The following is a 22,432-nucleotide window of genomic DNA, read 5'->3' on the forward strand; positions in this document are numbered from 1 at the left end:
CGAATGTGACAACGCTGTGGGATCAGAATGACGCAGGTAGATGATTACGATCTTAAGATATTGACGCTATTACAATCTAACGGCCGTCTTACCAATCAGGAACTGAGCGATCTGGTGGGGTTATCCGCATCACAATGCTCACGCCGCCGCATCAACCTTGAACAGGCGAATTTAATCCTTGGCTATCATGCCCGGCTGTCGCCTGATGCGGTGGGTCTCGGCATGGTCGGACTGATTGAAGTGCGGCTGAAAAACCATACGCCCGATTACGAAGATAACTTTTTGCAGATGGTAGAAGCAGAACCCGCCATTGTTGACGCGTTTAAAACCACCGGAGACGCTGACTATCTGCTGAAAGTGGCGGTGGCCGATCTCGCCTCGCTGAGCGCGCTGATCAGCCAGCTGGTGGCGGGCCATCAGAGCGTGTCGCACGTTAAAACGGCGGTGGTACTCAACCGGCTGAAAGAGAATGGCCTGATGATGAAGCCTGCGCACAAAGTGCGCCATAAAGGTGCATAATGCGCCATAAAAGTGCATCAGACTCCCTCTCTCTGCTTATTTCTCGCGATTAAGACCGAATTTGTGCATGAATCAACGGTTTTATTCTGATTCATGCATAAAACTGTGCAATAAAGCGCCTTAGATATCAATGGGATATTCGCTGGCACCCTCCGGCTAAGCAGCAGCGAGGCCGGAGTGGTGCGTTTTTTGCAGCTATATCGCTTTTATTTGCACAGAGAACTCCTGATGGACAACATCGCTCAGCCAGTGGCGGCTCCTCACTCCCGTATCGAAGATGCGCTGGCTATCGTGCTGGGAACGCTGATGGTCTCATTTGGCGTCATGCTGCTGAAGCAGGCGGGCGCGCTGACCGGCGGAACGGCCGGTATCGCGTTTTTAATCAGCTACCTTTCATCCTCCTCTTTCGGCGCCGCCTTTTTTGCCATCAATCTGCCGTTTTACTGGCTGGCGATACGCCGCATGGGGTGGGAGTTTACCTGCAAAACCTTTGGTGCCGTGGCGCTGGTTTCCCTGTTCACACAGCTGCATCCGCTGTTTATCCACTTTTCGGCATTAAATCCTTTTTATGCGACACTGTTCGGTAACGTGGTCATGGGGATCGGGTTTATAGTGTTGTTTCGTCACAAAGCCAGCCTGGGTGGTATCAATATTCTGGCGCTCTGGCTGCAGGATCGCACCGGTCTGCGTGCCGGGAAGCTACAGATGATGGTTGATACCTGTGTGGTATGCGCCTCGCTGTTTGTCGTACCGCTACCGATGCTGCTGGCCTCTGTTGCGGGCGCGGCGATCCTCAACCTTATCATTGCGCTGAACCATCGTCCTGGCCGCTATCAGGTATAAAAGCGCCGTCTTACGCTTACTCATGCATTTTTATGGAGATCTGCACCGTGTTTCAAAACGTTGATGCCTACGCCGGCGATCCGATTCTGTCGCTGATGGAAACCTACAAACAAGATCCGCGCGCGCATAAAGTCAATCTCAGTATCGGCCTGTTCTACAACGAAGCAGGGATCGTTCCGCAGCTGCAGGCCGTTGCGGCAGCTGAAGAGCGTCTGCAGGCGCAGCCGCATCAGGCATCACTCTATCTGCCGATGGAAGGTTTAGGCCCTTACCGCAACGCCATTGCGCCGCTGCTGTTTGGTCACGAACACCCGGTGCTGAAAGCGGGACGCATCGCGTCTATTCAGACGCTGGGTGGTTCCGGTGCGCTGAAAGTGGGGGCTGATTTTCTGAAGCGCTATTTTCCGCACTCAGAGGTCTGGGTCAGCGATCCGACCTGGGAAAATCACGTAGCGATTTTTAACGGCGCGGGCTTCGCGGTAAACACCTACCCCTGGTACGATGCTGAGACCAACGGCGTTAAGTTTGACGCATTTATCCGCTGCCTGAAATCGCTGCCGAAGCATGCCATTGTGCTGCTGCATCCCTGCTGCCATAACCCGACCGGCGCCGATCTCACTGACGCCCAGTGGGATGAGACCACCGCCGTGCTGAAAGCGCAGGAGCTGATCCCGTTCCTCGATATCGCCTATCAGGGCTTTGGTGCAGGAATGGAAGAGGATGCTTACGCCATTCGCGCTATCGCAGCCGCGGGTCTGCCGGCGCTGGTGAGCAACTCATTTTCCAAGATTTTCTCGCTCTATGGCGAGCGCGTGGGCGGGCTCTCTGTGGTCTGCGACAGCGCTGAAGAAGCGGGACGGGTGCTGGGTCAGCTGAAAGCCACCGTGCGCCGCAACTACTCCAGTCCGCCAAATTTTGGTGCGCAGGTAGTCTCCTGCGTGCTGAATGATGCCGCATTACTGAACATGTGGCTGGCAGAAGTTGAAGCGATGCGCCTGCGTATTGCGGAGATGCGCCAGGCGCTGGTCAGCGAGCTGCAGGCAATTCTGCCGGGTAAAAATGTCGACTATCTGCTGAAGCAGCGCGGTATGTTCAGCTACACCGGTCTCAGCGCACAGCAGGTTGATCGCCTGCGCGATGAGTTCGGGATCTATCTTATCGCCAGCGGGCGTATGTGCGTTGCTGGTCTGAACCGCAGTAACGTTAAACGCGTTGCAGAGGCGTTTGCTGCCGTTATGTAACCGTCGGACGCGACACCACGAACCATCCGTTTTAATGCGGATGGTTTTTTTTTGCGTCTGCCAGGCAGGCTGATGCTTTTTCCTGCGGCAGGGTTTACCTTTCGCCAACATGCTGCACACTTAAGAGACCTGTTTTTTTAGGACTTTGCTATGTGGCAGCAACAGACCCTCACCCTGAGCGCAAAAGCGCGCGGGTTTCACCTCATTACCGATGAGATCTTAAGCCAGCTTAACGGCCTCAATGGCGTGCGCATCGGCCAGCTGCATCTGCTGTTACAGCATACCTCCGCGTCGCTGACGCTGAATGAAAACTGCGATCCCACCGTGCGCAGCGACATGGAGCAGCATTTCTTACGCCAGGTGCCTGAAAACGCAGGGTGGCAGCACGATTATGAAGGCGCAGACGATATGCCTGCCCATATCAAGTCGTCACTGCTGGGCGTTTCACTGCTGCTGCCGGTCAGTCGCGGGCGGCTGATGCTGGGGACCTGGCAGGGCATCTGGCTGGGCGAACATCGCATACAGGGCGGTGCCAGACGCATCGTCGCGACTTTACAAGGGGAATAACCAATGACGATTTCTGAGCTATTGACCTACTGCATGAGCAAACCCGCCGCAGAACAGGACATTAAAGAGGCGTGGGATGCAACGCAGATTAAGAGCCACGGTGTGCTGTTTGCCATGCTTTATGAGAAAGCAGGGCGGCCGGCGGTGACGCTGAAAACCTCTCCCGCACTGGCTGAACTGTTGCGTGAAGAGCACAGCGACGTCTTTCCCAGCGAATACCTGAATAAATCCTGCTGGAGCACGCTGTGGCTGGATGGATCGCTGAAGGATTCGCAGATTTACTATCTGGTTGACGCCTCTTACCAGCAGGCCGACGCCACGCACGCGGCGGGCGCCAGCCAGCACAACGCCTGAGCCGTTACGCCGCAGGCGTATCGCGCAGGGTATTGATATCGATGACAAAGCGATATTTTACATCGCTTTTCAGCATGCGCTCATACGCCTCATTAATTTGATCCATGGCAATCAGTTCAATGTCTGAGGTGATGCCGTGCTTGCCACAGAAATCGAGCATCTCCTGCGTTTCAGCGATGCCGCCGATCAGCGAGCCAGAGACACTGCGGCGTTTGAAAATCAGGTTAACCACCTGAGGTGCCGGATGATCGTGCTCGGGCACACCGACCAGCGTCATATTGCCATCACGCTTCAGCAGGGTGATAAACGGGTTGAGATCGTGCTGTGCGGCTACCGTGTTCAGAATAAAATCGAAACTGTTAGCGTGGGCCGCCATCTGATCGGCATCTTTAGATATCACCACTTCATCAGCGCCAAGACGTTTGCCATCTTCGACTTTTGATGGCGATGTCGTAAACAGCACGACCTGCGCGCCCATCGCATGGGCAATTTTCACCCCCATATGGCCCAGGCCGCCGAGGCCTACGATACCCACTTTTTTGCCCGGCCCGACATTCCAGTGGCGCAGCGGCGAATAGGTGGTGATCCCCGCGCACAGCAGCGGCGCAACGCCTGCCAGGTCGAGGTTTTCCGGCACGCGCAGCACAAAATCTTCGTTGACCACCATGCTGGTGGAGTAGCCACCGTAGGTGACCGCGCCGGTTTCGCGATCCTGGCCGTTGTAGGTGCCTGTCATGCCCTCTTCGCAATACTGCTCCAGCCCTTCCTGACAGCTCGGACAGCTGCGGCAGGAGTCAACCATACAGCCAACGCCCACCAGGTCACCGGGCTGATATTTATGGCTGTGCGCGCCCACGGCGGTTACGCGACCGACAATTTCATGGCCCGGTACGACCGGAAAAATTGTGTTGTTCCATTCGTTGCGCGCCTGGTGCAGATCGGAGTGGCAGACGCCGCAATAGAGCACTTCAATCTCCACATCATGCTCACGCAGTTCGCGCGGTTTGTAGTCGAACGGGGCGAGTTTTGATTTGGCGTCCTGTGCAGCCCAGGCATGGGTAATATTCATGGTGTCTCCAGTCGGATGTGTCGTGAGTAGGGTATGCAAACGCCTTACGGAGTTCGAAAGGCCGCAACGCTGAGGCAGCGTTGCAAGCAGACCGCTATAAGCGTAGTCAGCTCGCCTGGATGCGACCATGCCTGAAGTTGTCTGATTCTTGCCTGTTTCTGCATTTTGTTGCGTAATCAGGCACGTCTGAATAACCGGCAAATAAAAAGCCGCCCCGGAGGGCGGCCTGATAATGGTAAAGGCGCAGACAGAAAAGGCTTACTTCTTCAGCATCGGTTTCAGGAAGCGTGCGGTATGTGACTTTTCACACTCTGCCACGGTTTCCGGCGTACCGGCGACCAGGATCTCACCGCCGCCGCTGCCGCCTTCGGGACCCAGATCCACGATCCAGTCTGCGGTTTTAATCACATCCAGATTATGCTCAATCACCACAATGGTATTGCCCTGATTACGCAGCTGATGCAGGACTTCCAGCAGCTGCGCAATATCGGCAAAGTGCAGGCCGGTGGTCGGCTCATCCAGAATATAGAGCGTCTGTCCGGTACCGCGCTTCGACAGCTCACGCGCCAGCTTGACGCGCTGCGCCTCACCACCGGAGAGCGTGGTGGCGGACTGGCCGAGACGGATATAGGAGAGGCCGACATCCATCAGCGTCTGCAGCTTGCGTGCCAGCGCCGGGACCGCTTCAAAGAAGTCGCGCGCTTCTTCAATCGTCATCTCCAGCACTTCGTGAATGCTTTTGCCTTTGTACTTGATCTCCAGCGTTTCGCGGTTATAGCGCTTGCCTTTACACTGATCGCACGGCACATAGATGTCGGGCAGGAAGTGCATTTCCACTTTGATCACGCCATCGCCCTGGCACGCTTCACAGCGTCCGCCGCGCACGTTAAAGCTGAAGCGGCCCGGATTGTAGCCGCGCGAGCGCGACTCCGGCACACCGGCAAAGAGTTCACGCACCGGCGTAAAAATGCCGGTATAGGTCGCCGGGTTAGATCGTGGCGTACGCCCGATCGGGCTTTGATCGATGTCGATCACTTTATCGAAGTGTTCAAGGCCGGCGATCTCACGATAAGGTGCCGCTTCACCGCTGGTTGCACCGTTAAGCTGCTGCTGCGCGATCGGGAAAAGCGTATCGTTGATAAGCGTTGATTTCCCGGAGCCGGAGACGCCGGTGATGCAGGTAAACAGGCCAACCGGCAGCGTCAGCGTCACATCCTTCAGGTTATTGCCGTGCGCGCCGGTGAGCTTCAGCACTTTAGCCGGATCGCCTTTCACCCGCTCGGCCGGCACTGCGATTTCGCGCTTGCCGCTCAGGAACTGGCCGGTCAGCGACTCTTCATGCGCCATAATGGCGTGTACATCACCTTCAGCCACTATCTGTCCGCCGTGCACGCCCGCGCCCGGACCGATATCAATGATATGGTCAGCCGCTCTGATCGCGTCTTCGTCATGCTCTACCACAATCACGGTATTGCCGAGATCGCGCAGGTGGATCAGGGTCGAGAGCAGGCGTTCGTTATCGCGCTGGTGTAACCCGATAGAGGGCTCATCAAGAACGTACATGACGCCAACCAGGCCCGCGCCAATCTGGCTGGCCAGACGAATACGCTGCGCCTCGCCGCCGGAGAGCGTTTCAGCCGAACGTGACATGGAGAGATAGTTCAGGCCGACGTTGACCAGGAAACTCAGCCTATCGCCGATCTCTTTCAGGACTTTCTCAGCAATTTTTGCGCGCTGGCCGCTCAATTTAAGGTTGGTGAAAAACTCCATCGCATGACCAATACTCATTTCAGAGATGGTAGGCAGATTGGTATCTTCAACAAATACGTGGCGCGCTTCGCGGCGCAGGCGGGTACCGTGACAGCTGGTGCAGGCGCGGTTGCTGATAAACTTCGCCAGCTCTTCGCGCACCGCATTGGACTCCGTCTCTTTATAACGGCGCTCCATATTATGCAGCACCCCTTCAAACGGATGACGCCGCACGGAAGTGTCACCGCGATCGTTGATATATTTGAATTCAATATTCTCTTTGCCCGAGCCATACAGGATCACCTGACGCGCTTTGTCGCTCAGGCTGCTGAACGGCGCCTCTACGTCAAAATCGAGATGCTCAGCGAGCGAGCGCAGCATCTGGAAATAGTAGAAGTTGCGGCGATCCCAGCCGCGAATCGCACCGCCCGCCAGCGACAGCTCAGGGTTCTGCACCACGCGATCGGAATCGAAGTATTGCTGCACGCCAAGGCCGTCACAGGTCGGACAGGCGCCGGCCGGGTTGTTGAACGAAAACAGGCGCGGTTCCAGCTCACGCATGCTGTAGCCGCAGATCGGGCAGGCGAAGTTGGCGGAGAAGAGCATCTCTTCGCTGTCAGGATCGTCCATGTCCGCCACGATCGCGGTGCCGCCGCTGAGTTCAAGCGTGGTTTCAAACGACTCCGCCAGACGTGTCGCGAGATCGTCGCGCACGCGAAAACGATCGATGACGACTTCAATAGTGTGCTTTTTCTGCAGCTCAAGTTTCGGCGGATCGGAGAGATCGCACACTTCGCCATCGATGCGGGCACGGATGTAACCCTGCGCCGCCAGGTTTTCCAGCGTTTTGGTGTGCTCACCTTTGCGATCTTTCACCACCGGTGCCAGCAGCATCAGGCGGCGACCCTCTTCCTGCGCCAGCACCTGATCCACCATCTGGCTTACGGTCTGCGCCGCAAGCGCGACGTCGTGATCGGGACAGCGCGGCTCACCCACGCGGGCAAACAGCAGGCGCAGGTAGTCGTGGATTTCAGTAATAGTACCCACCGTCGAGCGCGGGTTATGCGAAGTCGATTTCTGCTCAATGGAAATGGCGGGCGACAGGCCTTCGATGTGATCGACATCCGGCTTCTCCATCAGCGAGAGAAACTGGCGCGCGTAAGCAGAGAGGGACTCTACATAGCGCCGCTGACCTTCGGCATAGAGCGTATCAAACGCCAGCGATGACTTCCCGGAACCTGAGAGACCGGTGACAACGATCAGCTTATCGCGTGGAATGATCAGGTTAATATTTTTCAGATTGTGGGTGCGAGCACCGCGGACTTCGATCTTATCCATTCACCTTTCCCGGATTGAACTACACCCGCTATGCCAGCAAAGCATAACGGATAGAAACGCATCATTATGGCACAAAAAATAACCTGAATAAATATCCAGTAGTTTTATCCTTTGGTACACTAGAGACGCAAAACTGGAAGCACGCTCCAAAGTATCCATCATAGATCAGGACGTGTTAAACTTTGTCGTTTAGACTTATAGCATCAACTCATCGGGAGAGAGCAACATGGCCAGTCGTGGCGTAAACAAAGTGATTCTTGTCGGGAATCTGGGTCAGGATCCGGAAGTGCGTTTCATGCCAAACGGTGGCGCTGTAGCCAACTTCACGCTGGCCACGTCTGAAAGCTGGCGTGACAAGCAGACCGGTGAAAACAAAGAGAACACCGAATGGCACCGCGTTGTGCTGTTTGGCAAACTGGCTGAAGTTGCCGGCGAATATCTGCGTAAAGGCTCACAGGTCTATATTGAAGGTCAGCTGCGTACGCGCAAGTGGCAGGATCAGAGCGGTCAGGAAAAATATACCACCGAGGTTGTTGTCAACGTAGGCGGCACCATGCAGATGCTGGGCGGACGTCAGCAGGGCGGTGCGAATGCAGGTGGCGCACCGATGGGCGGCCAGAGCGGCGGCGGAAATAACAACGGCTGGGGTCAGCCACAGCAGCCGCAGCAGCAGCAGTCTCAGGGCGGCAATCAGTTCAGCGGCGGCGCGCAGCAGCGTCCACAGCAGCAGAGCGCACCGGCGAACAACGAACCGCCAATGGATTTCGACGACGATATCCCGTTCTGATTCTCTGTTTCGTTAAAAAAGCCTCGCCTGCGAGGCTTTTTTTTTGATGAAATGCAGCAACCTTTGCCATGCAGCAGAGTGCTCTGACTGCAGCGCATTCTTAGCCTGAAGATGACGGGCGTTTAGCACGGTGCCGTAGCGTCAGCCCGGCAGGTTTACGCTGCGGGGTAGCTTGTCAGCCGTGACGCGCTTTTTACAGCCAAAGCTGTGCCGATGTTGCTCTGCTTATTATGCCGCTAACAGCTTTTGCTGAGGTTGCTGGCGTTCATGCCTCCTCATTCTGTGACCACGGCCAGCGATGTCCAACCGGCGTTGATTTGTAGCGTTATACCGGCGTTTTTAAGAATTTAGCCCACCCGCTTTTGCCTGATTTACCCGCCTTATCGCCTGCACATCCGCTGCTATATGCTCCTGAGCAGGCAGACAGGTTGTCTTTTAATCACCTTTTGACATAAAGCCCGGCTGCTATGGCGTGCTTACCCCGATGATAAATGTGTCAGGACGTCTGTTTTTTATGCAAAACAGAGCAGCAGTTGCATATTGATGAGACGAAATGAGAATAAAAATTGGCTGGAACCGCTCTGCTGCCCCCGGTTTTAATCAGAGAATGGCCCTGTTTAATGGTAAGAAAAACCATTCAGGTATCAAGCGAGAGCGCTGCGGTTAAGAATGATCCCGGTCACATTCCGCATAAAAATATTAAAACCAGCGACAAATAACCGAATGTTATTTATCGATCATATCGCTTTTTATCTTACATAGTTTAAAGCTCATTACGTTTTTGGGCGGGAAAATTCCTGGAGAAATTAAATCATAAATTGTTTATCCCACGCGACGCGCCGATTTTTAAGCGCAACCGTCAGGGCCAGGATAAATGAGAGGGGAAAAGTGGTGCAGCCGGAGGAGATGTTCAGTTGTGCTAACTAAAAACAACTGTGATTTAAGGCCAGCAACAGCGGCATTAATGCAATAAACGAAGCGCCAATCTCACCGCAATGAGATTGGGCAACGTCTAAATGGCTTAAACTACAAGACTTTTGCTGGTGTGAATCAATTTTACCGCAAAAAAAGAAGCATTTTCCTGCCATTACTCATCAGGAAAAAGAGGTGCGAATTGTTATATTGTGAACGCCGGATTAAATGATCTTCATCTCTTCTGGTAAGAACAAATCTCAGCATTTAGTCAAATAACAGCGGCCTTACAACTATTAGCGATTTTCCGAACCTGACGGATAGTGGTAAACGCTGCGGCTGATGTCGAGCAAACGACAGCTGCGGCGGGTTCCAATATCAAAGGTTGTCTGCAAAAAGTTGACTGCCTGACGCTTTTCATTGGTGGTAAAGAAGTTTTTGAGCACGCTCTGCAGCATCTCTTTATCGGAACTCAGCGTTTGCAGTTCGCGGGTAAGGTTCTGTAGTTTGTCCTCTAACTCTTTGATCTTTCTTCCTTCTTCAGAAGAAAGGCCTGAAAATTTCTTCTTCCAGCTGTAGAAGGTAGCCTCTGAAATGCCGAGCTCTTCACAAATCTCCCTGACTTTTACTCCTGTTTCAGAAGCTTTAATGGCATTTGTGATTTGCTCTTCGCTATATCGTGACTTTCTCATAAATGCTCTTACCTTTCTTATCAATTAGTGGATGAGAATTACTGTATTAATATCTGGTACTGCAAAAACGGTATTAATGCAGTATTAAAGTGCGCGATTTGAATTGCGAGGGATAAATTAAGATATTTAGAATAAATATCATCATGGGATAAATCTTATTTTATTATGAATGCCAATGAACATCTTCCTGGCATTGGCTTTTTGATATAGATTCATTCCATCCCAAATGCAGAAAAATACGACAAACATTGGATATTCGGTACAGCTTTCTTGCAAAAAAGAGAGGGCGTGCCAGTAAACTTTTGTCTCGAATTCGGGTTGAAATCGTTTACATCCGCTGAAATTCGCACCAGATTTAATCAGAATTTTCCTGAATTTCTCTTCTAAATCCTGACGCGAGTCTCATTTTTCGGACCAGCCTGGTTTGAAGTTATTAATTTTTGTCAGGCCCACTGAGCGCTTGTTAATTCATTTCAAGGACGTTTTACCGCAAGGCAGTTGCTGTAAGTAATACTAAGGACCAGTCAATGAAATTGAGCGTAATGTCTAATGCCGTCTGGATGATGTCTGAAAAAGTCGTCTCGGTGTTCGGCGTCATCTTTGTCACCTCCTATGTGGCAAAATCGTTTGGCCCGACCATATTTGGCCAGATGGCATTTTCAGCTTCGCTATTCTCCATGGTGCAGACCGTGGCGATTTTCGGTACCGAAACCATCCTGTTTAAGCGCATAAGCAAAAGTGCGCCTAAAGGTCTGCGTCTGATGGCCGTGGCGCGCACCATGCGCCTCGCGCTGCTGCTGCTGACCTCCATTCCGGTCTTGATTTGGGTCTGGTACAACATGCAGGAGAATTTTCTCGCATTTGCACTGGCCTCATTTATCTCCTCGGTATTTGTAACGCAGGACACTTTTAGCGTCTACAACAATGCGCGTCTCGCGTCGCGGCTCAATACGCTGGCTAACTCAGTGGGACTGCTGCTTGGCTTCGCGCTGAGCTTTACCATCGCGTGGCTGCATCTCAATCCGCTGTGGCTGACCGTATCCATCGTGGCGGTAACGCTGGTGCCTTATCTCATCAAGCGCATCAATTTTTACCGTGAGCATCAGGACATTGCGCCGCCGCAGCAGAAACGCACTACCTATCTGCGCTACCTGATGTATGCCGGTCTGCCGCTCGCTATCTCCAGCATTTTTATCTCCGTGCAGGTAAAAGCGGCGCAGATGTTTCTGGCCGGTATCGCTTCCGCCCGCGATCTGGGCCTGTTCGCCGCGGCTAACACCATTTCGGCTTCCTGGATTTTTATCCCGGTTGCCATCATCACTTCCTGCTTTTCGGAAATTTTCCGTGAGCGTGGAGCAGCCGCAATCAAACTCACCGCGCGGCTGAACGGCTATGTCATGGGAGTTTCATTGCTGTTATTGGCGGTGATCGCCATGTTTGGCGAGAAGATCATCATCGCGTTATATGGTCACGAGTACACACAATCGGGAAGTCTCGTTACGTTACTGTCGTTAGCAACCTGCTTTTCGGCAATGGGGACCGTAGCTTACCGCTACATGGTCAAAGAGGGCGGGTTTAACTATCTGCTGAAGAAGATCCTCTGCCTGATGGTTATCAGCCTGCCGCTCTCATGGTGGCTGATCCAGGGGTACGGCATTATGGGTGCCGCCTGGAGCGTCTTCATCACTGAGCTGCTCTCCCTTACCGTAATGAATTACTTCTTTAAAAACGGCGTCATTCAAAAAATTCAGGTTTCCTCACTCAACTACAAAACCTACAAATGAGGTCAGATATGCTCAGGTTGAAAGAAGAACTCAGAAGAAGCGTTCAGTATTTTATCAAGAAGATGCCCTGGGCTACGCAGGATCGCATCTACTACTTCCGTAAATTCCGTAAGCTGCCTAATCTGCGCGAGCCAAAGGTGTTTAACGAGAAGGTGCTGTATCGCAAATTTGTGTATGGCGACTATCAAATCTATGGTCGCCTGTCGGACAAGTATTCAGTACGCGAATACATTGCTGAGAAGGTAGGCAGTGAGTATCTGATCCCGCTGGTTTACGAGACCAGCGATCCGCATTCGCTTCACACGCTGTCGCAGTGGAAGAATACTGTGATCAAGCCTAACCATGGTTCCAACATGGTTGAGATCCTGCTGGAAGAGCCGGATGCGCTGAAGAAGCAGCAGATCATCAGCGACTGTCATCGCTGGCTGAAAACGGACTTCGCTAATGAAGCGCGTGAGATCCACTATCGCTACATCAAGCCGCGGATTCTGGTAGAGCAGTACATTGGCGATGGCAAAAGTGCGCCGATTGACTACAAATTTCACATGTTCAATAAGCGCGATGGCAGTTTTGAATATGTGCTGCAGGTGATCTACAACCGCTGCAACCCGCTGTTGTCGATGAACTTTTACGTCAACAATCTGAACGAGGCGTATCATAAAATCCGCGATACCGGTCTGGATGTTGAGCCTATTCTGCCGCAGCTGCAGAAGGCGCTGGCGCTGAGCAAGACGCTGGCCAGCGATTTCGACTATGTCCGCGTTGACTGGTATATCCACGGTGAAGAGATCTACTTTGGTGAGCTGACCTTCACGCCGGGTGCCGGACTGGTAACGGGTCTGGACCGCGGGCTGGACCAGATGATGGGTGATATGTGGATTCAGGATCGTCGCGGTACGAAGAGACCGGGCGTTTCGGTTGCGGAAGTCGGTATTCCCGCCGTGTTGAAGAAAATTTGATCGCACAGCAATATAAAGAACCCCGCAGCGCGGGGTTTTTTATGCATACTATTCAGGGAATTGGCCACTCAGTCGGCGCCTGACTCATCACATCGATAAAAGCCTGTTTGCCAATCTGCATAAAGTTGTGCACGTTCTCCATGCTCAGCGTAATACCCAGCAGTCCGGTCACAAACCAGCACGACATCCCCACGCCCAGACCGCCACACAGCAGCGCCATAATCGGATGGCTCTTTTGCCGCAGTTTTATTTTCATTGAGCTGGCGAGAAACATCAGAACGGCGCTCAGAATACCCCAGCGCATTACCAGTAAACTGGTTGTTAACGTAGCCATTAACGCAAAACCTCTTCGAATCAGTGATATCCCTGACATTAACCGGACATCACTGACGGCAAAGAGCGCGTCAGGAAACGCTCTCACGTCGGATTGAGTGTGATTTGGATCACATTATATCAGCGGATTTGAATTTTTGAACAAATTTTGTACCCGCGAAGGCGGGCTGGGACGCGCGGCTAAAGCTGGAAGAGAGCGCCTGAAGCAGGCGCGCTGATTACCGGACAGGGCAGCATTCACCGGTGGTGCGCTGGGCGAAGCTGTTCATATTGTCGCTGCAGTCAAAGCTAAGCAGGCGAGGCCGTTGCGCAATCGCCTGACGACGCATGGCGTGACGATAGGCCGTAGGCGTCTGCGAAAACTGCCGGCGGAACACGCGCGAAAAGGTTTGCTGCGAATCGTAACCATACTGCATAGCGATATCAAAAACCGGTCGCTGCGTCTGCAGCAGCGCTTCTGCCGCCATCGTCAGACGCCGTTCACGAATATAGCCACCCAGCGTCTGTTTCGTCACGGTACGGAACATACGCTGCAGGTGCCATTTTGAGTAACCCGATTTTGCTGCCACATCATCAATCGACAGTGCTTTATCCAGATTCTGATCGATCCAGTTAGTCAGTGAATGAATGATTTCCTGTTGCATCATAGCCTCATCCTTCTGAAGGGGTATTACCCGGTGAGAAATTCGTACTTTTGATGGTGAGCGAGTATAGTTCCTCAAGTTAACTTGAGGTAAAGGCTGATGGTAAAAAAAGAGCGTAACTATCCAAAGCCGGTGCTGACGCCAGGAGAAGTGGCAAAACGTAGCGGCGTAGCGGTCTCGGCACTGCACTTTTATGAAACCAAAGGATTGATCTCCAGCACCCGTAATAATGGCAATCAGCGACGCTACAGCCGTGATGTACTGCGCCGCGTGGCGATTATTAAAATTGCGCAGCGTATCGGTATTCCGCTGGCGACGGTGAGTGAGAGCCTGATGCATGTCCCGGCGAATAAACGGATGTCGACGCAGGAGTGGGATGCACTGACGCAGCACTGGCGTGAGGAGCTGGATAAACGCATTGAGACGCTGACGCGGCTGCGGAACGATCTGGACGGATGTATTGGCTGTGGCTGTTTGTCGATGCGCGACTGTCCGTTACGCAACCCCGGCGACCGGCTGGCGCAGCAGGGTTCAGGCGCCGTGCTGCTTGACCCGGAGCAGGATGAGCAGGGGCGTTAATCCGCTATACTGGTGCGATACCTTTATCAGCAAGGAGCTGTACATGATCACCGTTCATCATCTGGAAAACTCCCGTTCGCATCGTGTGTTATGGCTGCTGGAAGAGCTGGCGGTGCCGTATCAGATCAAACGTTATCAGCGGGAAAATACGATGCTGGCACCCGATGAGCTGAAAAAGGTGCATCCGCTGGGGAAATCACCGGTAATAACCGATGGCAACCGCGTTATTGCTGAATCCGGCGCCATTCTGGAGTATCTGCAGCTGAAGTATGACAGCGAGCAGCAGCTGACGCTGAGCAATGAAGATGAACAGATTCAGGGACGCTACTGGCTGCATTATGCCGAGGGATCGCTGATGCCGCTGCTGATCATCAAGCTGGTTTTTGCGCAGCTAAGCAAAAAACCGGTTCCCTGGCTGCTGCGCCCGATCGGTGGCGCCATGCGTAAAGGAATGGAGAAAGCCTGGCTGAATAAGCAGCTGGCGTTGCATACCCGCGTGATTGAACAGCATTTAAGTCAGCATGCGTTTTTTGCCGGTTCGCGTTTCAGCATCGCTGATGTTCAGATGAGTTTTCCGCTGCTGGCGCTTCAGATGCGTGGCGGCCTGCACGATCTGCCTGCCACCACCCGCTGGCTGGAAGAGATGCAGCAGCGCGCCGCCTGGCAGCGGGCGCTGAAGCAGGGCGGCCCGATTAAATTCAGCGACTGACGCCGGCCCGGAATCCGGTAATGGTGGGCCAGGGCGCCATTAATGGCGCCCCTACAAAAACCGCCTGCGGCCCGGAATCCGATAACCGTAGGGGGCGCATTAATGCGCCCCGGATCGAATAACCACCGCGGGCCAGGGCGCCATTAATGGCGCCCCTACAAAACCGTTGCGGCCCGGAATCCGATAACCGTAGGGGGCGCATTAATGCGCCCCGGATCGAATAACCGCGCGAACCAGGGCGCCATTAATGGCGCCCCTACAAAAACCGTATGCGGCCCGGAATCCGGTAATCGTAGGGGGCGCATTAATGCGCCCCGGATCGAATAACCGCGCGGGCCAGGGCGCCATTAATGGCGCCCCTACAAAACCGCATGCGGCCCGAATCCGATAACCGCGCGGGCCAGGGCGACGATGCCGCCGTAGGGGGCGCATTAATGCGCCCCGGATCGAATAACCACGCGGATCAGGGCGCCATTAATGGCGCCCCTACACAAACCGTATGCGGCCCGGAATCCGATAACCGTAGGGGGCGCATTAATGCGCCCCGGATCGAATAACCACGCGGATCAGGGCGCCATTAATGGCGCCCCTACAAAACCGTTGCGGCCCGGAATCCGGTAATCGTAGGGGGCGCATTAATGCGCCCCGAATTGGTCCGCCGTCACCGCAGGCGTGCTTTCTCCAGTCCGGTGACGATTAACAGTTGAAAACGTTACCCCAAACGCCAGATAATCGCCTGCCATTTTATCTCCCCCTCTTTGACGGGAAGTACATAGCTGCGTAATCGTTTGCGCCTCTTTTCTCTTTGAGAAATCCCCACCAGGGTGATGCGTAAGCGGCAGCTGTGCGGCGACTTACATCTAAAATATGCAGAGGAATAATTATGTCTGGCGACTCACGCCCGGCCAGTGGAAAACTGGACGCCTGGTTCCACATTTCAGCACGCGGCAGCAACGTGCGGCAGGAAGTGCTGGCGGGGCTTACCACCTTTTTGGCCATGGTCTACTCGGTTATTGTGGTACCGGGCATGCTTGGTAAAGCGGGCTTTTCCCCTACGGCGGTATTTGTTGCCACCTGCCTGGTCGCCGGGTTTGGCTCCCTGCTGATGGGACTCTGGGCCAATCTGCCGCTGGCTATCGGCTGTGCTATCTCGCTGACCGCCTTCACTGCATTCAGCCTGGTACTTGGGCAGCACATCAGCGTACCGGTCGCGCTGGGCGCCGTATTCCTGATGGGATTACTGTTTACGTTTATCTCGGTAACCGGTATCCGCGCCTGGATCTTACGCAATCTGCCGATGGGCGTGGCGCACGGTACCGGGGTTGGTATCGGCCTGTTTTTACTGCTGATTGCAGCAGACGGTATTGGCCTGGTGGTAAAAAACCCGGCCGCAGGCTTGCCGGTGGCGCTGGGCGATTTTACCGCGTTTCCGGTCATCATGTCGCTGGTGGGTCTGGCGGCAATCTTTGGCCTGGAAAAACGCCGCATACCTGGCGGCATCCTGCTGACTATACTGGCTATCTCACTAATTGGGCTTGTGTTTGATCCGGCGGTGACCTGGCAGGGGCTGTTTGCGATGCCAAGCCTGAAGGATGCCAGCGGTCAGTCAGCGATGTTCAGTCTGGATATCGCAGGCGCGCTGCAGCCAGCCGTACAGCCCAGCGTTCTGGCGCTGGTTATGACAGCGGTATTCGATGCGACCGGCACCATTCGTGCGGTTGCCGGGCAGGCCAATCTGCTGGATAAAGAAGGGCAGATCCTCAATGGCGGCCGGGCGCTGACCAGCGACTCCCTCAGCAGCCTGTTTGCCGGCCTGGTCGGTGCGTCTCCGGCAGCAGTCTATATTGAATCAGCAGCCGGTACGGCAGCGGGTGGCAAAACCGGCTTAACCGCTATCGTCGTGGGCGTACTGTTTCTGCTGATGCTGTTCATGTCGCCGCTTGCCGGTCTGGTGCCGGCCTATGCGACCGCGCCGGCGCTGATGTATGTCGGGCTACTGATGCTGAGCAACGTGGCAAAAATTGATTTCAGCGATTTTGTAGATGCCATGTCAGGCCTGCTGACCGCGGTGTTTATTGTGCTGACCTGTAACATCGTGACCGGCATTATGCTGGGCTTCGCCTCGCTGGTGATTGGCCGTCTGTTTGCCGGGGAGTGGCGCAAACTCAACGTGGGGACGGTAGCGATCGCTGTTGCACTGGTCACCTTTTATGCGGCAGGCTGGGCTATCTGACCACAGGTTCCAGTAATTTTCAGATAATCCCCTGACTTTGCCAGCGCCGCACATCGGGTCCCCCTATGTGCGGCGTTTTGTTTTACACTTTTTAGCGTAACCACCCTCGCTTTTAACCATTTCGATTCGCCTAAGGAAAGCATGGAAATCTTTTTTACTATTCTCATTATGACGCTGGTGGTGTCACTCTCCGGCGTCGCGGCAAGAATCCTGCCGTTTCAAATTCCGCTGCCGCTGGTGCAGATCGCAGCGGGTGCCTTACTTGCCTGGCCCACGTTTGGCCTGCATGTCGATTTCGATCCGGAACTCTTTCTGGTGCTGTTTATCCCGCCGCTGCTGTTTGCTGACGGCTGGAAGACGCCTATCAATGAGTTTCTGAGCCACGGTCGCGAGATCCTCGGGCTGGCGCTGGTACTGGTGCTCATCACCGTGGTCGGTATCGGCTACCTGATCTACTGGCTGGTGCCGGGTATTCCGCTGATCCCGGCTTTTGCACTGGCAGCCGTGCTGTCACCGACCGACGCCGTGGCGCTGTCGGGTATCGTTGGCGAAGGGCGCATCCCAAAGAAAATCATGTCGATTGTGCAGGGTGAGGCGCTGATGAACGACGCCTCTGGCCTGGTATCGCTGAAATTTGCGGTCGCCGTGGCGATGGGCACCATGGTCTTTACCTGGGGCGGCGCCAGCGTGGAGTTTCTTAAAGTGGCCATTGGCGGACTGATTGCCGGCGTGGCCGTTTGCTGGCTCTATGGCCGCTCGCTGCGCCTGCTGAGCCGCTGGAGCGGAGACGATCCGGCGACGCAGACCGTGCTGCTGCTGCTGCTGCCGTTTGCCTCCTACCTGATTGCTGAACATCTCGGCGTCTCCGGTATCCTTGCCGCCGTCGCGGCCGGGATGACCATCACGCGCTCCGGCATCATCCGTCAGGCGCCGCTGGCGATGCGCCTGCGTGCAAACAGCGTCTGGCAGATGCTGGAGTTTGTGTTCAACGGCATGGTGTTCCTGATGCTCGGCCTGCAGCTGCCGGATATCCTTGCGACGTCCGTTGAGCAGGCGAATGCCGATCCCAACGTCGAGCTGTGGATGCTGTTTACCGATGTCGCGCTGGTGTATGCGGCGCTGATGATTGTGCGTTTTGGCTGGCTCTGGATCATGAAGCGCGCCAGCATGCGCCTGCTGAAGAAAAAACCGCTGGAATTCTCAAACTACTCGCTGCGCGAGCTGCTGATTGCCTCTTTTGCGGGCGTACGCGGTGCGATTACGCTGGCGGGCGTGCTCTCTATTCCGCTGTTTCTCAGTAATGGCGAGCCCTTCCCGGCGCGTTATGAACTGGTATTCATCGCCACCGGCGTGATCCTCTTCTCGCTGTTTGTTGGCGTTATCCTGCTGCCTCTCCTGCTGCGCGGTATCGACAGCCATGATAAAGCAGGCCACCGTCATGAACTGCAGCATGCGCGAGCCGCGATGGCGGGTGTGGCGATTGAAAGCCTGCATAAGATGGAGCAGCGGCTGGAGAGTGATACCGAAGAGAATATCGATCCGGAGCTGCTTAAAGAGGTCAGCCTGCGGGTGATTGGCAACCTGCGCCGCCGCGTGGATGGCAAGGATGACGTGGATCAGGCGCTGTTTGCTGAGAACCTGGAGCGTCGTTTCCGTCTGACCGCGCTGCGCGCCGAACGTGCTGAAGTGTATCACCTGCGCGCAACGCAGCAGATTTCCAATGAAACGATGCAGCGCCTGCTGCGCGATCTCGATCTGCTGGAAGCGCTACTGATCGAGAAAGAGGAGTAACCTCCTTTGCATGCCGCCGCGTCTCACACCTGCAGACGCGGCGCATCATCCGGCCAGTGTGTGCGACAGCAGCTGATCCAGGCTTCCGCACTGCGCGACAGATAGCTCCCTTCACGCCAGATCAACCCGATACGCCACTCCAGCGCAGATGCCAGCGGCAGCCACGCCAGCGACTGCGGATCCAGCCGCTGACAGATAGGTTCCGGCAGTACGGCTACGCCCATCCCCGCCTGCACCATCGCAGCCAGAAAATCCCACTGACCGCTGCGCAGCGCAATCTGAGGCGTTACGCCTTCACGCTGAAATGCCTGCATCAGCTGGCGGTTAAGGGCAAACTCTTCATTCAGGATCAGCAGCGGATGCTGCGCCAGTTCTGTCAACGTCAGATGCGGGCGGGCGTGCCAGGCCGCGCTGCGCGACACCAGCACGCAGAGCGGATGGCGCATCAGCTCCAGCGTGTTAAGCGGTAAATCGGGCTCAACCGGCAGGGCGGTAAGCGCAATATCCAGCGCGCCGCTCAGCACCGCCTGCTGTGCGGTCAGCCCGCCTGATTCTGCAATATGCAGCTGCACGCCGGGATAGCGGCGCTGAAATGCTGAAATTGAGCCGGCAATCTGCATGCCCACCATCGGCGGAATACCCAGGCGCAGCTCACCGGTTTTCAGCTGATTGATATCACCAATCTGCGCCTCCAACTGATGAAACTCCTGCAGGATCGCGAGACCGCGCTGGTAGACCGCCTGACCGCTGTCGGTGAGATGCAGACGGCGTCCCTCCCGCCGCAGCAGCGCGCACCCCAGCTCCTCTTCCAGCTGGCGCACCATTTTGCTGATGGTGGGCTGCGTAACATAAAGCTGCTCTGCTGCACGGGTAAAGCTCTGCTGCTGTACTACGGCGACAAAGTAGCGCAGGGCACGTATATCCATGATCATTCCTTAATGGCATAGTCCGGATGATTTTAATTCATTTCTTTCACGGTTAGCGGCAGATTTATACTGCGTTTCTCACATTCCTTACCGGAGATCGCCATGGTTGCCGCCATTAATCCGCGCCCCCGTCTGTTACAACATCTGATACTGCCGCTGCAGCTGCTGCTTTATATCGGGCTATTCAGCGTCTGCGATCTTCTGGTGCGCTGGCTGCACCTGCCGCTACCGGCAAATGTACTCGGCATGGTTATGCTGCTGTTATTGATTGTTTTGCGCGTATTGCCGCTGGGCTGGGTCCGGGCCGGGGCAAACTGGCTGCTGGCTGAAATGCTGCTGTTTTTTATTCCGGCGGTGGTGGCGGTGGTCAATTACAGCGATCTGCTGCGCAGTGAGGGATGGCGTATTTTTATCGTGATTGCGATCAGCACGCTGCTGGTGCTGGCGGCCACATCGCTGGTGGTTGATCGCCTCTACCGGTTTGAAATGGCGCGTGCGGCACGCAGGCAGGATATCCATGAGTAACGCCATCATCAGTCTGCTCTGTCTGGCACTCACCCTGCTGGTCTATTACCTCAACAAGCGTCTCTACCGGCGCTGGCGGCGGCTGATGCTGATGCCGCTGGTGCTGACGCCGCTGATACTGGTCGGGCTGCTGCTGATTACGCATGTCAGCTGGCAAAACTATATTGCGGAGAGTCACTGGCTGCTCTGGCTGCTGGGACCCGCCACGCTGGCGTTTGCCGTGCCGGTGTATGAAAACATGGCGCTCATCCGGCGTCACTGGCTGTCGCTGAGTGCGGGGGTTCTGTGCGCTACCACGGTTGCCGTGTGTAGCTCAGTCTGGCTGGCGCGATTACTGGCGCTGCCGGAGAGTATTCAGCGTAGTCTGGCCGTGCGTTCAATCACCACGCCATTTGCGCTGGCCGCCGCCGGTCCGATGGGCGGACAGCCCGATCTGGTCGCGCTGTTTGTGGTGATCACAGGCGTGTTTGGCATGGCGGCAGGGGATATTCTTTTTCTGCGCATCGCGATAAAACAGGGGGTGGCGAAAGGCGCCGGGCTGGGTGCGGCCTCTCACGGTGCCGGAACTGCGCGCGCCTATCAGATTGGTCAGCAGGAGGGGGTGGTATCCAGCCTGGTGATGATGCTTTCGGGCGTCGTCACGGTTCTGCTGGCGCCGCTTCTGAGCCATCTGTTGTGGCAGGCATGACACGTTTATCGATAAATCGTTCCCATTGTAATTTAATTTTACGTAAAGGTTTCCAATAAAAGTTGTGTCTGACGACTATGCTAACTACTCTTTGCGCCGACTTATTTTTTACTTCATGGAGTGGATTAGCATGATCAAGCAACTTGTTACCGGAAGCGTTTTGGGCCTTGCACTGCTGAGCGGTAGCGTACAGGCGATTGAGGGCAGTGTTGACGTGGGTGAGCACAGCACCAACCTGAACCTTGGCCTCGGTACTACCTCTCCGGGTCTGTTTCTGAAAGGTAACTGGCTGCGCAGCGACCATGACGGCAGCACCTACGGTGCAGGTCTGGGCTATAACATCGATGTTGGCGATCTGCGCGTCGCGCCGACGGCAAAAGCGCTGTTTACGCACCCGGAAGATGGCCGTGATGGCTTCACCATCGCCGTGGGTGCAGGTGCACAGTACAGCTTCAACAGCATGTGGGGCCTGTATGGTGAATATTACTATGCGCCAGAGGCGTTTTCCGATCGTCTGGACAGCTATCAGGAAGCGTCAGGCGGCCTGAGCTTTACGCCAGTTTCACTGCTGAACCTGCGCGTGGGCTACCAGTATATCGAGCTGAACAATAAAGGCAGCCGCAAAGATAACGTGCTGGTAGATGGCCCATACGTAGGTGCCTCACTCCGCTTCTGATCTGCCGCTGCAAACCAGGGGCGCATAAATGCGCCCCCTACATCACCTCGCAGGGGCGCCATTAATGGCGCCCTGGTTGATATCCGCCCCGGTTCCGATGACATCATTAATGACGCCCTGGCCGATTCCCGCCCGTGACTGAATGACGCGATTTATGGCGGTCGATGCGGTGCGCGTAATAAACCAGGGGCGCATAAATGCGCCCCCCACATCACCCCCGTAGGGGCGCCATTAATGGCGCCCCTACGGGGGTGATGTCCGCCCGTGATTGAATAGCGCGATTTATGGCGGTTGATATCGCGCGCGCAATAAACCAGGGGCGCATAAATGCGCCCCCTACGTCATCCCGTAGGGGCGCCATTAATGGCGCCCGTGTTAATTCCCGCACGTGACTGAATAGCGCGATTTATGGCGGTTGATGCGGTGCACGCAATAAACCAGGGGGCGCATTAATGGCGCCCTGGTCAATTCCCGCACCGGATCCGATGACGCCATTTATGGCGACCGTGTCGAA

Annotated in this window: 21 protein-coding genes; 15 read left to right on the forward strand and 6 right to left on the reverse strand. The window is 55.1% G+C overall.

The annotated features are described in order from the left end of the window. Window positions 1-27: 27 nt before the first annotated feature. From FS690_RS07920 to FS690_RS07940, 5 genes are all read left to right on the forward strand, one after another. Window positions 28-519, forward strand: coding sequence for an Lrp/AsnC family transcriptional regulator (locus FS690_RS07920; RefSeq protein ID WP_039381989.1), 492 nt, complete (start codon window positions 28-30; stop codon window positions 517-519). Window positions 520-747: 228 nt separating this feature from the next. Beyond that, a complete protein-coding gene (locus tag FS690_RS07925) occupies window positions 748-1,362 on the forward strand; it encodes a YitT family protein (protein ID WP_039381991.1) in 615 nt (204 codons plus the stop codon). 47 nt (window positions 1,363-1,409) lie between these two features. Continuing rightward, window positions 1,410-2,603 carry an amino acid aminotransferase gene (locus tag FS690_RS07930; protein WP_108570134.1) on the forward strand — a complete coding sequence of 398 codons (1,194 nt, stop codon included), beginning with the start codon at window positions 1,410-1,412 and terminating at the stop codon, window positions 2,601-2,603. 150 nt (window positions 2,604-2,753) lie between these two features. Continuing rightward, complete coding sequence (locus FS690_RS07935) at window positions 2,754-3,170, forward strand: secondary thiamine-phosphate synthase enzyme YjbQ (protein WP_071668448.1); 417 nt, start codon at window positions 2,754-2,756, stop codon at window positions 3,168-3,170. A gap of 3 nt (window positions 3,171-3,173) precedes the next feature. Further along, window positions 3,174-3,524 carry an MmcQ/YjbR family DNA-binding protein gene (locus FS690_RS07940; RefSeq protein ID WP_039381999.1) on the forward strand — a complete coding sequence of 117 codons (351 nt, stop codon included), beginning with the start codon at window positions 3,174-3,176 and terminating at the stop codon, window positions 3,522-3,524. A 4-nt stretch (window positions 3,525-3,528) separates the two neighbouring features. Here the strand turns inward: FS690_RS07940 and FS690_RS07945 are convergent, their stop codons facing one another. Next, a complete protein-coding gene (locus FS690_RS07945; RefSeq protein ID WP_039382002.1) occupies window positions 3,529-4,593 on the reverse strand; it encodes an NAD(P)-dependent alcohol dehydrogenase in 1,065 nt (354 codons plus the stop codon). 258 nt (window positions 4,594-4,851) lie between these two features. Next, entirely contained in the window at window positions 4,852-7,680 is a 2,829-nt protein-coding gene (uvrA, locus tag FS690_RS07950) for an excinuclease ABC subunit UvrA (RefSeq protein ID WP_145339367.1), read from the reverse strand. Window positions 7,681-7,906: 226 nt separating this feature from the next. Here uvrA and FS690_RS07955 point away from each other — a divergent pair, with 226 nt between their 5' ends. Then, window positions 7,907-8,467, forward strand: a complete 561-nt coding sequence (locus FS690_RS07955) for a single-stranded DNA-binding protein (protein WP_039382009.1) — start codon at window positions 7,907-7,909, stop codon at window positions 8,465-8,467. A 1,208-nt stretch (window positions 8,468-9,675) separates the two neighbouring features. Here FS690_RS07955 and FS690_RS07960 read toward each other — a convergent pair. Then, window positions 9,676-10,071, reverse strand: a complete 396-nt coding sequence (locus FS690_RS07960; protein ID WP_039382017.1) for a transposase — start codon at window positions 10,069-10,071, stop codon at window positions 9,676-9,678. Between the two features lie 527 nt (window positions 10,072-10,598). On the opposite strand from FS690_RS07960, the gene FS690_RS07965 reads away from it, so the two are divergent. Further along, on the forward strand, window positions 10,599-11,855 hold the full coding sequence (locus FS690_RS07965) for a polysaccharide biosynthesis C-terminal domain-containing protein (RefSeq protein WP_039382019.1): 1,257 nt from the start codon (window positions 10,599-10,601) through the stop codon (window positions 11,853-11,855). Between the two features lie 8 nt (window positions 11,856-11,863). After that, a complete protein-coding gene (locus FS690_RS07970) occupies window positions 11,864-12,814 on the forward strand; it encodes an ATP-grasp fold amidoligase family protein (RefSeq protein WP_039382021.1) in 951 nt (316 codons plus the stop codon). A gap of 52 nt (window positions 12,815-12,866) precedes the next feature. Here FS690_RS07970 and FS690_RS07975 read toward each other — a convergent pair whose 3' ends face one another. Both FS690_RS07975 and soxS read right to left on the reverse strand, forming a co-directional pair. Then, window positions 12,867-13,148 (reverse strand): YjcB family protein, encoded by a 282-nt coding sequence (locus tag FS690_RS07975; protein WP_039382023.1) that lies wholly within the window; start codon window positions 13,146-13,148, stop codon window positions 12,867-12,869. Between the two features lie 217 nt (window positions 13,149-13,365). Further along, the gene (gene soxS / locus FS690_RS07980; protein WP_039382026.1) at window positions 13,366-13,794 is read right to left on the reverse strand and encodes a superoxide response transcriptional regulator SoxS; all 429 of its coding nucleotides are present in this window, start codon (window positions 13,792-13,794) and stop codon (window positions 13,366-13,368) included. 96 nt (window positions 13,795-13,890) lie between these two features. On the opposite strand from soxS, the gene soxR reads away from it, so the two are divergent. The 4 genes from soxR to FS690_RS08000 all read left to right on the forward strand — a co-directional run bounded on the left by soxR (window position 13,891) and on the right by FS690_RS08000 (window position 19,103). Beyond that, window positions 13,891-14,370 (forward strand): redox-sensitive transcriptional activator SoxR, encoded by a 480-nt coding sequence (gene soxR, locus FS690_RS07985; protein ID WP_039382028.1) that lies wholly within the window; start codon window positions 13,891-13,893, stop codon window positions 14,368-14,370. A 43-nt stretch (window positions 14,371-14,413) separates the two neighbouring features. Beyond that, a complete protein-coding gene (locus FS690_RS07990; protein WP_039385684.1) occupies window positions 14,414-15,079 on the forward strand; it encodes a glutathione S-transferase family protein in 666 nt (221 codons plus the stop codon). Window positions 15,080-15,962: 883 nt separating this feature from the next. After that, window positions 15,963-17,312 (forward strand): NCS2 family permease, encoded by a 1,350-nt coding sequence (locus tag FS690_RS07995; protein ID WP_145339368.1) that lies wholly within the window; start codon window positions 15,963-15,965, stop codon window positions 17,310-17,312. A gap of 141 nt (window positions 17,313-17,453) precedes the next feature. Then, on the forward strand, window positions 17,454-19,103 hold the full coding sequence (locus tag FS690_RS08000) for a Na+/H+ antiporter (RefSeq protein ID WP_039382034.1): 1,650 nt from the start codon (window positions 17,454-17,456) through the stop codon (window positions 19,101-19,103). 23 nt (window positions 19,104-19,126) lie between these two features. On the opposite strand, the gene FS690_RS08005 is transcribed toward FS690_RS08000, so the two are convergent. Continuing rightward, on the reverse strand, window positions 19,127-20,029 hold the full coding sequence (locus FS690_RS08005) for a LysR family transcriptional regulator (protein ID WP_071668445.1): 903 nt from the start codon (window positions 20,027-20,029) through the stop codon (window positions 19,127-19,129). 102 nt (window positions 20,030-20,131) lie between these two features. On the opposite strand from FS690_RS08005, the gene FS690_RS08010 reads away from it, so the two are divergent. The 3 genes from FS690_RS08010 to FS690_RS08020 all read left to right on the forward strand — a co-directional run bounded on the left by FS690_RS08010 (window position 20,132) and on the right by FS690_RS08020 (window position 21,918). Beyond that, the gene (locus FS690_RS08010) at window positions 20,132-20,554 is read left to right on the forward strand and encodes a CidA/LrgA family protein (protein WP_145339370.1); all 423 of its coding nucleotides are present in this window, start codon (window positions 20,132-20,134) and stop codon (window positions 20,552-20,554) included. Continuing rightward, complete coding sequence (locus FS690_RS08015; protein ID WP_104085610.1) at window positions 20,547-21,242, forward strand: LrgB family protein; 696 nt, start codon at window positions 20,547-20,549, stop codon at window positions 21,240-21,242. Before FS690_RS08010 ends, FS690_RS08015 begins: the two co-directional genes overlap by 8 nt. A gap of 130 nt (window positions 21,243-21,372) precedes the next feature. Then, window positions 21,373-21,918 (forward strand): YfaZ family outer membrane protein, encoded by a 546-nt coding sequence (locus FS690_RS08020; protein WP_039382044.1) that lies wholly within the window; start codon window positions 21,373-21,375, stop codon window positions 21,916-21,918. Window positions 21,919-22,432 lie beyond the last annotated feature (514 nt).

The sequence above is a fragment of the Pantoea sp. PSNIH1 genome (assembly GCF_007680655.1).
Lineage (GTDB): Bacteria > Pseudomonadota > Gammaproteobacteria > Enterobacterales > Enterobacteriaceae > Pantoea > Pantoea eucrina.